Origin of the sequence: Microcella sp. (assembly GCF_033763155.1) — a bacterium.
Lineage (GTDB): Bacteria > Actinomycetota > Actinomycetes > Actinomycetales > Microbacteriaceae > Microcella.
The window spans coordinates 1-12,380 of record NZ_JANRKZ010000153.1 but is presented as its reverse complement, the minus strand read 5'-3'; the positions used below and the strand labels follow the sequence as shown (position 1 = coordinate 12,380).

Annotated in this window: 14 protein-coding genes; 9 read left to right on the top strand and 5 right to left on the bottom strand. The window is 66.6% G+C overall.

Features of this window, described 5'->3' with window-relative positions; translation table 11 throughout:
- From SFU54_RS06390 to SFU54_RS06380, 3 genes are all read left to right on the top strand, one after another.
- Positions 1-1,208 (top strand): hypothetical protein (locus SFU54_RS06390; RefSeq protein WP_319015456.1); only part of this gene is annotated, 1,208 nt, incomplete at its 5' end.
- A complete protein-coding gene (locus tag SFU54_RS06385; protein WP_319015455.1) occupies positions 1,205-1,954 on the top strand; it encodes a type 1 glutamine amidotransferase in 750 nt (249 codons plus the stop codon). The genes SFU54_RS06390 and SFU54_RS06385, both read left to right, overlap by 4 nt.
- An 82-nt stretch (positions 1,955-2,036) precedes the next feature.
- Positions 2,037-2,756, top strand: coding sequence for an SDR family oxidoreductase (locus SFU54_RS06380; RefSeq protein ID WP_319015454.1), 720 nt, complete (start codon positions 2,037-2,039; stop codon positions 2,754-2,756).
- A 44-nt stretch (positions 2,757-2,800) separates the two neighbouring features.
- Here SFU54_RS06380 and SFU54_RS06375 read toward each other — a convergent pair whose 3' ends face one another.
- The 4 genes from SFU54_RS06375 to SFU54_RS06360 all read right to left on the bottom strand — a co-directional run bounded on the left by SFU54_RS06375 (position 2,801) and on the right by SFU54_RS06360 (position 6,626).
- A complete protein-coding gene (locus SFU54_RS06375) occupies positions 2,801-3,301 on the bottom strand; it encodes a hypothetical protein (RefSeq protein WP_319015453.1) in 501 nt (166 codons plus the stop codon).
- 70 nt (positions 3,302-3,371) lie between these two features.
- Positions 3,372-4,412, bottom strand: a complete 1,041-nt coding sequence (locus tag SFU54_RS06370) for a glycosyltransferase (RefSeq protein WP_319015452.1) — start codon at positions 4,410-4,412, stop codon at positions 3,372-3,374.
- 23 nt (positions 4,413-4,435) lie between these two features.
- On the bottom strand, positions 4,436-5,365 hold the full coding sequence (locus SFU54_RS06365; protein ID WP_319015451.1) for a hypothetical protein: 930 nt from the start codon (positions 5,363-5,365) through the stop codon (positions 4,436-4,438).
- 40 nt (positions 5,366-5,405) lie between these two features.
- Positions 5,406-6,626, bottom strand: a complete 1,221-nt coding sequence (locus tag SFU54_RS06360) for an MFS transporter (protein ID WP_319015450.1) — start codon at positions 6,624-6,626, stop codon at positions 5,406-5,408.
- Between the two features lie 42 nt (positions 6,627-6,668).
- Between SFU54_RS06360 and prfB the strand changes: the two genes are divergently transcribed.
- The 6 genes from prfB to smpB all read left to right on the top strand — a co-directional run bounded on the left by prfB (position 6,669) and on the right by smpB (position 11,318).
- Positions 6,669-7,778 (top strand): peptide chain release factor 2, encoded by a 1,110-nt coding sequence (gene prfB / locus SFU54_RS06355; RefSeq protein WP_319015449.1) that lies wholly within the window; start codon positions 6,669-6,671, stop codon positions 7,776-7,778.
- A gap of 88 nt (positions 7,779-7,866) precedes the next feature.
- Positions 7,867-8,241: a VOC family protein gene (locus SFU54_RS06350; RefSeq protein WP_319015448.1), complete on the top strand. Its 375-nt coding sequence runs from the start codon at positions 7,867-7,869 to the stop codon at positions 8,239-8,241.
- Positions 8,242-8,315: 74 nt separating this feature from the next.
- Positions 8,316-9,116, top strand: coding sequence for a cell division ATP-binding protein FtsE (gene ftsE, locus SFU54_RS06345; RefSeq protein ID WP_319015447.1), 801 nt, complete (start codon positions 8,316-8,318; stop codon positions 9,114-9,116).
- Positions 9,113-10,027 (top strand): permease-like cell division protein FtsX, encoded by a 915-nt coding sequence (ftsX, locus tag SFU54_RS06340; protein ID WP_319015446.1) that lies wholly within the window; start codon positions 9,113-9,115, stop codon positions 10,025-10,027. The genes ftsE and ftsX overlap by 4 nt, the downstream gene beginning before the upstream one ends.
- 7 nt (positions 10,028-10,034) lie before the next feature.
- Positions 10,035-10,757: a GNAT family N-acetyltransferase gene (locus SFU54_RS06335; protein ID WP_319015445.1), complete on the top strand. Its 723-nt coding sequence runs from the start codon at positions 10,035-10,037 to the stop codon at positions 10,755-10,757.
- Between the two features lie 84 nt (positions 10,758-10,841).
- On the top strand, positions 10,842-11,318 hold the full coding sequence (smpB, locus tag SFU54_RS06330) for an SsrA-binding protein SmpB (RefSeq protein WP_319015444.1): 477 nt from the start codon (positions 10,842-10,844) through the stop codon (positions 11,316-11,318).
- 47 nt (positions 11,319-11,365) lie between these two features.
- On the opposite strand, the gene SFU54_RS06325 is transcribed toward smpB, so the two are convergent.
- Positions 11,366-12,034, bottom strand: a complete 669-nt coding sequence (locus SFU54_RS06325) for an SIMPL domain-containing protein (RefSeq protein ID WP_319015443.1) — start codon at positions 12,032-12,034, stop codon at positions 11,366-11,368.
- Positions 12,035-12,380 lie beyond the last annotated feature (346 nt).

The following is a 12,380-nucleotide window of genomic DNA, read 5'->3' as shown; positions in this document are numbered from 1 at the left end:
CGGAGAGCGATGACCACATCGTCTCGCACGAGAGCGGAACCTTCGGTCACCGTGTGAGCATGCTCGACTTCGCGCCGCGCGATCTCGAGCGCTTTCGGCGCATCGGTCAGGTGGTGGAGGTCACGGGGCCGCCGGAGATCGCTGAGAGCGCCCTGGCGTTGAGTGGGTCGGCGGCGCAGTCGAAGATTCAGTCGTTCCCGGGCGACTGTGACTATTTTCAGCGGCTCAACATCAAGGCAGCCACGCGCGAAGAAGCGTGCCGCATCATGGCCGACCTCATGCGTGCCGCTGCTCGGCGCACGTACACGGGTGACGCCTTTCAGTTTCTCGAAGGCAAGCTCGGCAGTTACCCCGCCGATGGTGTGCACAACGGCGTGGCACGCAAGCACGGCAGCCCCATCACGTGGACGCCCGCCGAGATCGAGGCCGAGCGCATCGAGTTGACGCTCGCCGATGGCACCGTGCAGACGATCACGTGGCACGAAGCCGCGCTCGATCCGGGCTGGTGCAAGCTCGACTGGGTCGTGACCGACCCCGCCCGCAAGTCGCTGTCGAATGCGAGCAACGTCATCGACGTCACGTGGGAGTCACCCGAGGGCGACATCGTGGCCCTCGATGGCTACCTCGACGCCTACTTTCAAGAGGTCTACCTCGAGGCCGACGATCTGCCGACGTTCACGAAGGTCGTGCAGCACGTGAGCGATGACGCGCTCGACGAGTATGTCGAGCGACTCGAAGACGAAGTGCGCAAGTACCTCACCAAGCAGGTCAACTACGGCAAAGCCGCTAAGCGCATGTACAACATCTTCCGGCTCTCGGGTCGCCATCTCGACGCGGCCTACGTTCGCGAACTCTTCGACGAGCCAGCGACGATTTTGTATCAGGTGTGGTCGCTGATCTCGACGCTCGACAATGCGACGCAGCCCGGCTCGAGCATCCCGATTGATGCCGTACGCGACCAGGCTGACGCACTCATGCTGCAGGTCATCCAGATGCTCGACGGCGACGAAGAGGCCGAAATCGTCAGTGCGCTCTTGGGCTTGCGCCGCACGCTCGAAGATCAAGAAGCCGGAGAGCGACGCACGGCCGAAGTCGAGGCAGCTCAAGCGCGCGTCATCAACCTCGTCAACACTTTCTTCCGCGACAAGCTCGAAGGCGTGCCGACGATTCGCGAGTACATTCGCGCGATGCAAGAGGCGGCATCGTGAGCGCGCGGCCCGAGGTGCTCGTTGTTCTGCACGACGTCGACGACAACCTCAACGAGCTTGCCGTGCCGCTAGCCGAAGCCGGCCTGCGCATCGTCACGTGGGACGTCGAGCGTGACCCCGATGGCGCCCCCACGGTGGATGCTCTCGAACGCTTCAGCGGAATCATCTCGCTCGGCGCCTACGCCGGCGTGACCGACGAGGCCAAGCACCCCTGGATGACCCACGAGAAGCGACTGCTCGAACGAGCCCTTGAGCTCGGGATGCCCACTCTGGGTCTCTGCTTCGGCTCGCAGTTGCTTGCCGCCGCGGCCGGAGCGCCGTTCAAGCCCTCACCCGTGCCCGAGCTCGGGTGGACGAGTGTGCGCCTCACCGACGATGCCGCCGCCGACCCCGTCGTCGGCGCCCTCGCGCGCTCGAGCGACGACGGCGAGGTCGACGTGTACCACTACCACTTCGACAGCCACGAGCTGCCCGAGGGTGCGGTGCTGCTCGCCGAAACCAACGGCATCATCGAGGCCTACCGCCTCGGCGACGCAGCCTGGGGCCTGCAGTTTCACCTCGAGGTGGGGCTTGCGACGCAGCTCGCGTGGATCGCGGGCGGTCGCCGCGTCTATGAGCGCGAAGGCGTTGACCCCGAGGAGCACGAGCGCTTGAGCCACGAGAACTGGCGGCGCTATCGCGAGCAGGCGCATGAGGTGGGCGCGGCCTTTGCGCAGCAAGCCCTGAGCTACGCGAAGCGGGGTTGAGCCACTCCATCACCTAAGGGTCAGCGGCATGTTCGCTGGGTGCGCTCTGCGTGTTCCCAGAGTGCCGACGTAGCGTGGGGGCATGACTGAGCTTGCGGGTGCATCCATCATCGTCCTCGGCGCGACGGGCGGTCTCGGCCGTGAGTTCGCTCACCAACTCGCGACGGCGGGCGCGCGGCTGACGCTTACGGGGCGCTCGATGCTCGCGCTCGATGACCTCGACATTGCGGGTGCCGCACTCATTCCCGCCGACCTCACCGAGCCGGGGCAGGCCGAGAAGGTCGTCGCCGCGGCGATCACGGCCCATGGTCGCGTCGACGGCGTGATCGTCGCATCAGGGGCGGTCGCCTTCGGCCCCCTTGTCGACACGAGCGACGAGACACTCGAAGCGCTGTGGGCCATCAACGTTCTCGCACCGATGAGGGTGTTGCGTGCGGCCACCCCGGCGCTCGCCCAGAGCGCAACCACCGGCGGCTCACCCTTCGTCGTCTCGATCAGCGGCGTGGTCGCCGAAACCCCCACGGCCGGAATCGGTGCCTATAGCGCGGTCAAGGCTGCCCAGGCGGCGGCGCACCAGGTGGCGGCGCGCGAGCTACGCCGCTCGGGCATCCGCGTGCTCGATGCGCGCCCCGGTCACACCGAGACCGAGCTCTCGAAGCACCCGCTGGCGGGCGAACGCCCCGCGTTCCCCGTCGGCTATGCGCCGGCCGCGGTCGTCACGCGCATTCTGGATGCTGTGCGCGCCGACGAGAAAGACCTCGCCTCGAGCGCGTTCCAGGGTTTGCCGACCGCAAGCGCCTAGCGGCGGCGTTCAGAGCGGAGCCGACCAGGGCCGCTCGCCGTGACTTAAATGATGGGCCCGCTCGCGCCTGTCGGCCCGGTCGGTCCGACTTCGCCGGTCGCACCCGTCGCTCCGGTCGGGCCTGTCGCTCCGATCTCGCCCGTCGGGCCGGTAGCGCCCGACACCGCGCCGGGCCCCGTGGGGCCCATAACCCCTGTAGGTCCGACTGAGCCTGTATCACCGACGGGCCCCGTCGGCCCAGCGGGACCGGTTGGCCCTGTGACGCCGGTGTTTGAGCCCGTGGGGCCGGTCGCTCCAGGGCTGCCCGAGGCCCCCGTTGGTCCGGCGGCGCCGTTGGCTCCGTCGGCGCCATCCGCACCATTGGCGCCGTTGGCACCGGTCGCCCCTGTTGCGCCGTCGCGGCCATTGGTGCCGTCGCGCCCATCGGCTCCGGGGGCACCGGCCGGCCCAACGGGACCGGGAAGCAGAATGTTCACACCCGTCGTGAGGGCGGCGGTGGCCGCGGCAGTGCCAAGCACCAACAAGACGTCGCGTCGGGTAGCCATGGGCGGGCCTCTCAGTTGTTCGGGTGCGGTAAGCCTAGTGGTGGGGGTCGCCGTTGAGTAGTCGTCGACGTCACTGCTCTGTTGCGGTGCGGATGAGTTCTAGATGCTCGCGGTGATCGTCGGGAATGCCCGCGAGCGCCAATAGCCGCTCGGCCTCGGCGTGCGCGAGCTCGCGGTGCCCGAGTCGCCACGCCGCGTCCGCCCGCTCGAAGGCCGAACCCCAGCGGTAGACGTCGGCCTCAACGAAGAGCGAGTCGGCGGGTTGCTCGACGGCCGCCGCAGCACTCGCATAGAGCCATGCGGCATGGTGCTGGCCGAGTAAGCGGTGGCGACGGGCGAGGCGGTAAAGGGGTTCGGCGCGCTCGGGGCGGGCATCCCACGCCCGGATCAGTGCATCGCCCGCTGTCGGCGACCCGATCTTCTCTTCGATGACGGCGGCCTGGTAGAGCGACCAGAAGACTTCTTCATCCCAGCCGCCCATGCCGGCACGTCGGCGGTAGTGCTCCAGGGCAAGCTCGTGCTCGCCGGCGTCGCGATAGGTCTGCGCGAGGTAGAAGACCGTTCGGGTCGAATCGGGATGCTCGAGCAGATCGAGGCCCAGCAACTGGATATCGCGTTCGAGCTTGACCTGGTGAGACGAGCCGTCGGCAATGTGGGTGATGCGCAGTCCGTCGAACCAGGTGGTGGCATAAGGCTCGGTGCTCGTCAGGTGCTCGTGCGTGCGACCCGCATAGTGCCACGGTCTGTTGCCGCGCACGAGGTAGGGCATGCGATATGCGACGCCGCCGTTGACGGGCACGAGTGCCGCGTCTGCGGTGAGCGAGGCGAGCTGATGGACAAGGTCGGCATCAGCGTCGATCGTCATGTCTGCGTCAAGCAACATGAGCCAATCGGCGCCCGCAGTTGCCCACGAGACGAGTTCAGAACGGTTGTGGCCGAAGTCGACCCACTCGCTCACGCGAAGCTCGCCCGGCACGCCGGCAAGCGCTGCTTCGATGCGCGCGACGGTCGCGTCGGTCGAGCCCGTGTCGATGATGCGCCACGAGTCGATGTGCGGCAGCGCCGATGCGATCAGCCGCTCGATGATGGCCTCTTCGTTACGCACGATCATGGCCAGTCGTATGCCCCCGGAGGTCATGTCGTCACCACCGAATGAGGCGAAAACGGGCGAAGTCGGTCGAGCACGGCCTGAAGGGGAACCTGCGCGAGCCATGCTTCTCGGTCACCGACACCGAAGGTGACGAGCAACTCGTCGCCGTGGCGCGCCGCCCCCGCGACGAATTCGACTCCGAAACCCATGAGCCGCAGGCGCGGTGACGCGCTGACGAGAGCACCGTCAGCGCTGAGCGACACAAACCGATGCAGATACGCACGGCCCGACGGCAAGTGATGACTTTCATGCACGACGAACAGTGAACCACCGTCGTCGAGCTCAATGGCGCCCGAGCCGCCTCGCGTGCCGGGGCCGAGGCCCGTCGCTCCGCGGCTGTCGAGCGTTGACCGACCAGAGCGTGAGTCGATCGTGATGACCCGCAGCGGGTCCCACGAATAGACCGCCCGAATTCCATCGGTGCCCGGCCACGGCGCCCAGTTTTTCTCGTGCCGCTCGGGGTCGGGGCTCTCAACGAGAACCTCCCGCAGGTGATGGGCATCGCCGGGCACCAGCAGCGCGATGCGGCACACGCCCGACGCGTCCACATCGCGAACGGTGGCCAGGCCGTGCAGGCGGCCCTCGTGGGCAAAGAGGCGCACGTCTTCCCACCCCTGCACCGGAAACGATGACGGCTCGCGATCAGTGTCGATCACCAGCGGACGTGGCGGACTCGCCAGGCCGTCACGCCAGTCGACCAGAACAGTCTCCGAACGGATGACCGCATCATCCATCTCGTAGCGCCCCGCATCCGTCAACCGATAGTTGGCGCTGCGCACACCGACGATCGTCGATCCGTTGAGCTGCACAATCGAGGGGTTGAAGCGTGACCACCAGGGTCGCACGGGAGGATTCAGCGGATGCAGCGAGACGTTCGGCGCCCATTGAGCGAGCAGCGGGGGCACCGTGACCATGCGCGCAACTGTAATGCGACCGATGCCGAACCGCGGGTGCCTAGCGGTCGCGGGGCAAGTGGCGAGGGATCATCCACGCGAGCATGCCGGCGCCGACGAGCCCGAGGACTCCGAGCACGCCCGCGCCCACGGCGAGTGACAACGATGCCGTCAGCGCGGCGAGCAGCAGGGGAGCCCCGGCGCCGCCGGCATCCAGAATCAAGCGCCACGCGCCAAGAAACAAGGCGGGGTCGGTGCGGCCAGCGAGGTCGCTGCCCATCGTCATGAGAATGCCCGCGCCAATACCGTTGGCGAGAGCGAGCCCGATCGCCACGCCGATGAACCACGCCACGGGGTTTTCGGCGTCGGCCGAGAGAGCGAGCACGATGAAGCCGAGGCCGAGGCCCAGCGTCGACGGCACGGCGGTATAGAGGCGACCGAAGCGATCCATGAGCCAGCCGCCGAGGTAGAACAGCGTGAAGTCGACGGCCGCCGTCGCGCCGATGATGGCCGCGGTCTGCGCATCACCGAGCCCGATGCTCACCGCCCAGAGGGGCAGCAACACCTGGCGGCTGGCCCGCAGTGCCGACACCGTGAGGGCGGCCAGCCCCAGGCGAGCGAGCACGTCGCGTCGAGCGCCAATCGTTCGCAGCACGTCGAGAGGGCTGACGGGTGCCCGCTCGATGGCGCGGTCACGCACGAGTAAGCTCTCGGGGTCAGGCAACACGATGAGGCTCGCGGCGACTCCGACGAGGGCCCCGATCGCGAGCCAGTAGACCGCACCCGTCTCACCCGTCACGGTAATGATGAGAGCGCCAAAGAAGGGCCCGATCATGAGCCCGAGCCGAAACACCCCGCCGAGCGTCGAGAGCGCCCGAGCTCGATAGGCCGCCGGAACAGCCGTGGTCAGTAGCGCGTGGCGCGCGAGGGCGAAAACTGCAGTCGACGCACCGAGCACGAGCATGCCGAGGCCCAGCACGACCACCGTGGGCGCAAGCGCAGCGATGGCGATTCCCACGCCCGCGGCACCCAGGGCACCGAGCATCGAGGCGCGCTCGCCGACGCGTGCGACGATCCAGCCCGCGGGCAAGTCGCCGAGCAGTTGGCCGACCAGGAGAAGGGCGGCCACGAGACCCGCGACCGCCAGATCAGCGCCGACCTGCGCAGCGAGCGAGGGGATGAGAGGGATGATCGCACCCTCGCCGATCGTAAACAGCAGTGTCGGCAAGAGAGCGGGCGTCACAATCGAGCGCCAGCGGAACTCGAGGGAGGGCTCAGTCATCTCGCTGCTCAGGCTACGCCTCGCCGGTAGGCTGGCACCGACATGATCGATCTGGACTTCGCCGAGCGCATCGCCGCCGCCCGCAGCACCTTCGCCGACATTCGCGCCGTTGTTGACGTCGAGCGCCTCGAGGCCGACATTGCCACGCTCAGCGAGCAAGCGGGCGCTCCCGATCTGTGGGATGACACGGCGAACGCGCAAAAGGTCACGAGCGCCCTGAGCCACCGCCAAAGCGAACTCAAGCGCATCACCGAGTTGCAAGCCCGACTCGACGATCTCGACGTGCTCATCGAGATGGCGCGCGAGGCCGATGACGCCGACGCCGCAGCCGAAGCCGCGAGCGAGCTCGACGGTATTGAGAAGGCGCTCGCCGAGATGGAAGTGCAGACGCTCCTCGATGGTGAGTATGACGCGCGACCCGCGGTCGTCACGATTCGCGCCGGTGCGGGCGGCGTTGACGCCGCAGACTTCGCCGACATGCTGCTGCGCATGTACCTCCGCTGGGCCGAGCAGCACAAGTACGCCACGACCGTCATGGATATCTCGTACGCCGAAGAGGCGGGCATCAAGAGCGCGACGTTTGAAGTGGATGCGCCCCACGCCTTCGGCACCCTGAGTGTCGAGGCGGGAACCCACCGTCTCGTGCGCATGTCGCCGTTCGGCGCCGCGGGTAAGCGGCAGACGAGCTTTGCCGCTGTCGAAGTTATTCCGCTGCTCGAAGAGAGTGCCGAGATCGATGTGCCGGAGTCGGACATCCGTGTGGATGTCTTTCGCTCGTCGGGCCCTGGAGGGCAGTCGGTCAACACGACCGACTCGGCCGTGCGCATCACCCACTTGCCCACCGGGCTTGTCGTGTCGATGCAAAACGAGAAGAGCCAGATTCAAAACCGCGCTGCCGCGATGCGCGTGCTGCAGTCGCGCTTGCTCATCATGCAAAAAGAGCAAGAGGCCGCGACCAAGAAAGAGCTCGCGGGCACGATCACGGCGAGTTGGGGCGACCAGATGCGCTCGTACGTTCTCGCGCCGTACCAAATGGTGAAAGACCTGCGCACCGAGTACGAGGTCAACAACCCTTCGGCCGTGTTCGATGGTGATCTCGACGGGTTCATTGCCGCGGGCATCAAGTGGCGCAAACAGCGCCCGGTCGACTAGGGCGGGGCACCGCGCCCCTTGCCGGGCGCCCGGCCGGCTTCGCCGACCGGTCTCGACGCTCGGGCGCTTCACCCGTAGAGTGCTCGCCATGGTGAGCATCAACATCGTTGAGATTCCGTCTCGCACCCTCGAGAAGTCGATGGCCTTCTACGCGCGTGTGTTCGAGGTCGAGCTTGAGATCTCTGAGATCGACGGCCAGCGCATGGTTTTTCTGCCTAACGACGACCCGAATGCCGCGGCACTTGCGCTGACCGAGGGTGACGACTACCAGCCGAGTGGCGAGGGAATCCGGCTCTACATCACGGTCGATGACCTCGACGCGACGCTCGCTCGGGCCGTGGATGCGGGGGCCGAGGTTGCCGCCGAGATCGAGGCGGTCGCCGGCTGGGGTCGCTACGCGTCGTTCCGTGACCTCGAAGGCACGGTCATTGGGCTCACCGAGCCGGAAGCGGATTCCGCCTAAGCAGGCCCTGAGAACCGAGCCCTCGCGGGTGTCGCACCCGGGCCCCGCCGTGCGCGCGGCTACGCTGGCGGGCGATGATTCGATTCGACGAGGTCACCAAGGTCTACCGCGGAACTGCGCGGCCGGCGCTCAACAGCGTCAGCCTCGAGATTCTCAGCGGCGAGTTCGTGTTTCTCGTTGGAGCTTCGGGCTCGGGCAAGTCAACGTTCTTGCGGCTCGTGCTGAAAGAGGAGAAGCCATCGAGCGGGTCGATCCACGTGCTCGGGCAAGACCTCGGTCACATCTCGAGCCGCAAGGTGCCCTACTTTCGCCGCAATCTCGGCGTGGTCTTTCAAGACTTCCGGCTCTTGCCCAACAAGACCGTGTTCGACAACGTCGCCTTCACGCTGCAGGTCATCGGCAAGAGCAAGGGCTTCATTCACGAAGCGGTTCCGGATGCCCTGCAAACCGTCGGCCTCGACGGAAAAGCGCAGCGCTTTCCGCACGAGCTCTCGGGCGGTGAACAACAGCGTGTGGCGATCGCCCGCGCCGTGGTCAACAAGCCGGCCATCATGCTCGCCGATGAGCCCACCGGAAACCTCGACCCCGAGACCAGCGCCGGCATCATGGCCCTGCTCGAGCGCATCAACGCCAACGGCACGACCGTCATCATGGCAACCCACGACGCCGGAATCGTCGACCGCCTGCAGCGCCGTGTGATCGAGGTCATTGGCGGCCGCATCGTGCGCGACGAACGCGGCGGCGGCTACAAGACCCAGGCGACCCCCATCGCGACGCAGGGCTTTGGCATGAGCGCCGCGCCGTCGGCGGCCCCTGCGCCGCCGAGCCAGTCGGCCGCGCCGGCCCCGAATTACGGGCTCGGAGGTCGCTCATGAGGCTCGGGCTCGTCATGAGCGAGGTGGGCCAGGGGCTTCGTCGAAACCTCAGCATGGTCATCTCGGTCGTGCTCGTCACGTTCATCTCGCTCACCTTCGTGGGCGCCGCGATTCTGGTGCAGATGCAGATCAACCAGATGAAGTCGTACTGGTTCGACCGCGCCCAGGTTGCCGTGTACATGTGCACTGAGTTCTCCACGGTTGGCGGCTGTGACCAGCAAGTCGCGACCCCCGAGCAAGTAGCGCTCGTGCAAGCGCAGCTCGAGGGCGAGACCCTCGCACCGTTCATCGACACGTTCTACTTCGAAACCCAGCAAGAGGCCTACGAGCGCTTTCAAGAGCAGTTTGCGGGCGATGCTGTCGCCGACCTCATCACCCCCGAACTGTTGCCCGAGGCGTTCTGGGTCAATCTCGTCGACCCGACCCAAAGCGCCATCTTGGCGGATGCCCTCGGCGGGCTCGCGGGCGTCGAGAGCATTGTCGACCAGCGCACATACCTTGAGCAGATCTTCGACATTCTCAACGCCGCGAGCTTCACGGCCATCGGCATCGCCGCGCTCATGCTCGTCGCGGCGGCCTTGCTCATTGCCACGACCATCCGGCTGAGCGCGTTCTCGCGCCGCCGCGAAATCGGGATCATGCGGCTGGTCGGCGCATCCAACCGCTTTATCCAGACACCCTTCATCATCGAGGGCGTCGTCGCCGCCCTCATAGGCTCGGTGCTCGCCGGGCTCGCTGTCGTCGGCATCGTGCAGTTCTTCGTGCAGGGTTATCTGGCCGAAACGCTGCCCCTGACGTCATTCGTCGGGCTCTCTGATGCGCTTCTCGTCGTCCCCATTCTGATCGCGGCGGGAGCTCTACTCGCGGCGCTGTCTGCCAACGTCGCGATCACGCGCTACTTGCGCGTCTGAGGCAGCCGTGGCTGAGTTCGGCGAGTTCTCGCCTGCGGTCATCGATTTCTGGATGCGCGGTGTCGCGCCGTCAGCCCGGCCCCACCGTGTGCACGTGGTTGTCGACCCGACTCTCTCCGAGGCGAGGTCGGCATCTGTGCTGTCGGTCACCGACGGCCCGCAGATTCTGGCGGTCTCGCCCGATCGCGCACACGACATGGGTCTCGCCCACGGTGACGAACACGAGCCCGACCACATTGCGTCGGCGCTCGAGCGAGCCGGTGTCACCCTCAACGACCCCGATGACATTTTTCACTTTTCGGTCGCCGAAGCTCGAGCACTCGTCGCCGAAACCCCTCGTCACGGGGTTCGCGCTCTGACGCTCGACGATCGCGTCGCCTTCGACCACTTCATCGACGCGGCGCCCGACGACGACGTTGATGAAGCCTTTGTCGAGCTCGAGCACTGGCTCGTCTTCGGCCGTTTCCTGGACGACTCTCTCGTGAGCGCGGCAAGCATGTACCCCTGGGATGACAGCATGCTGGCCGACACCGGGGTTCTCACGCTTCCGGACCACCGCGGTCGTGGCTACGCCGCCGCAACTGTGCGGGCGCTCAGTGCCGAGGCGCTTCGGCGGGGCTACGAGCCGCAGTATCGCTGTCAGGTCGAGAACCTCGCTTCGGTAGCCGTGGCGCGGTCGGCTCGGCTCTCGCTGTTCGGCACGTGGAAAGTGGTTCTGCCGGCCGACTGACGGCCGCCAATCGTGCGGCGGGTATGCTGGAGGGCTGCGCGCGGGGAGTGCGCAGCATCCGTCGGCCATCGCAGGAGGTGAACCGTGCCGAAAGAACAGGGCGAGAAGGTCGTCGCGACCAACCGCAAGGCGCGGCACGACTACTCGATCGAAGACACCTATGAGGCAGGCCTCGTGCTGAGTGGCACCGAGGTGAAGTCATTGCGCATGGGTCGCGCGAGCCTCGTTGACGGCTACGGCTTTATCGACCGGGGCGAGGCGTGGCTCGACGCCGTGCACATTCCCGAATACTCGCAAGGCACGTGGACCAACCACCCGCCTCGCCGCAAGCGCAAGATGCTGCTGCACAAGCGCGAGATCATCAAGATCAGCCAAAAGGTCAAAGAGGGCGGCTACACGCTCGTTCCTTTGCGCATCTACTTTCTCGACGGCCGCGCGAAAGTCGAGCTCGCCGTGGCGAAGGGCAAGAAGGAATACGACAAGCGGCACGCCTTGCGTGAGCGTCAAGACAAGCGCGAGGCCGATCGCGCGATGCGCACCCGCAATCGGATGGGCGAATAGCGCACTCGTTTACCTGCCCGGCGCATAACGCCGCACGAGATAACTCGTTAGCGAGCAGTGAAGCGCGCGTCGACGTCGACCTCGATGATGATCGGCTGGGGGCGTAGCGAGAAGCCACCGACTCCGCCCGCATCCATCGCCATGGCCATGGACTTTTCGAACCGGGGCTGAGGGCTGTGGCCCGGCGACGATCCGTCGAGCATGCCGGGGTCGGCGAGCGCTACCGCGGTGACCGCCGAGCGGCCCGCGGCGGTCGCGAGCACCGTGGCTTTCGCGACCGCATCGGCGACGCTGCGTTCGCGAACCTCGGCATAAGCGGAGCTGAGCGACGCGTCGGTGAGCGTCCACTCGACCGCGTCGATAGAGACGAGTGTGTGTGCGGCGAGGGCGTCGACGAGACCGGCGGCTCCCTCGGGGCTGTCGAGCACAACGCGACCTGTGGCGCTTGCGCGGTGAACGAGGGGCGCTTGAGTGCCGTCGTTTGTCCACGGGCGCTGCGCACCCACCGACAATTGGTCGACCGACCACGACTCGAGCGTGCCACTCGTGGCGCGGGTCCCCAGCTCGTCGGTGACGGCGGTGAGTGCCGCAGTGACGGCGGTGACGACCGGGGCGCGGTCGGGCCCATCGGACGCAATCGTGAAGCGAACCGTCGCACGTTCGGGGGCGAGTTCGGCGCGGGCCGAGCCCTGCACGGTGAGAACGAGGTCAGTCATGAGGTCTCCAGTCGGCGCGGTCGGGGGTGACGTATACTGTAGGGCTACGCCGCGAATGGCGTCTGAACGTGGTCTCGTCGATTGCCGACGAAACCGACACAACTCCACAGTGCGTGACAGTGACCCGCCCCATACCCGAACTCTCGAGAAGGGTACGTGGGCGACCGAGGGGATGATCGGTTTCATGAAACTAAAGCTCGCCGCTTGGAGCACGATCTGGTGCACGGCGAGATCCACGGCGCCAAGCCTTGACACCAGCGTGCTGGACCCGCTGAAGGCCCCCACTTCGAGGAGCATCTGCAAGCCAGCAGGCGTGCCGAGTTTCATGATTTCCCGGCAGATGCTG

Excerpts from the sequence above, each read along its gene's own strand:
- SFU54_RS06350 (WP_319015448.1), top strand. The coding sequence starts at position 7,867 with ATGGTGAGCATCAACATCGTTGAGATTCCGTCTCGCACCCTCGAGAAG.
- ftsE (WP_319015447.1), top strand. The coding sequence starts at position 8,316 with ATGATTCGATTCGACGAGGTCACCAAGGTCTACCGCGGAACTGCGCGG.
- SFU54_RS06365 (WP_319015451.1), bottom strand. The coding sequence starts at position 5,365 with ATGGTCACGGTGCCCCCGCTGCTCGCTCAATGGGCGCCGAACGTCTCG.
- SFU54_RS06375 (WP_319015453.1), bottom strand. The coding sequence starts at position 3,301 with ATGGCTACCCGACGCGACGTCTTGTTGGTGCTTGGCACTGCCGCGGCC.
- SFU54_RS06325 (WP_319015443.1), bottom strand. The coding sequence starts at position 12,034 with ATGACTGACCTCGTTCTCACCGTGCAGGGCTCGGCCCGCGCCGAACTC.
- SFU54_RS06360 (WP_319015450.1), bottom strand. The coding sequence starts at position 6,626 with ATGACTGAGCCCTCCCTCGAGTTCCGCTGGCGCTCGATTGTGACGCCC.
- SFU54_RS06380 (WP_319015454.1), top strand. The coding sequence starts at position 2,037 with ATGACTGAGCTTGCGGGTGCATCCATCATCGTCCTCGGCGCGACGGGC.
- SFU54_RS06370 (WP_319015452.1), bottom strand. The coding sequence starts at position 4,412 with ATGATCGTGCGTAACGAAGAGGCCATCATCGAGCGGCTGATCGCATCG.
- ftsX (WP_319015446.1), top strand. The coding sequence starts at position 9,113 with ATGAGGCTCGGGCTCGTCATGAGCGAGGTGGGCCAGGGGCTTCGTCGA.
- prfB (WP_319015449.1), top strand. The coding sequence starts at position 6,669 with ATGATCGATCTGGACTTCGCCGAGCGCATCGCCGCCGCCCGCAGCACC.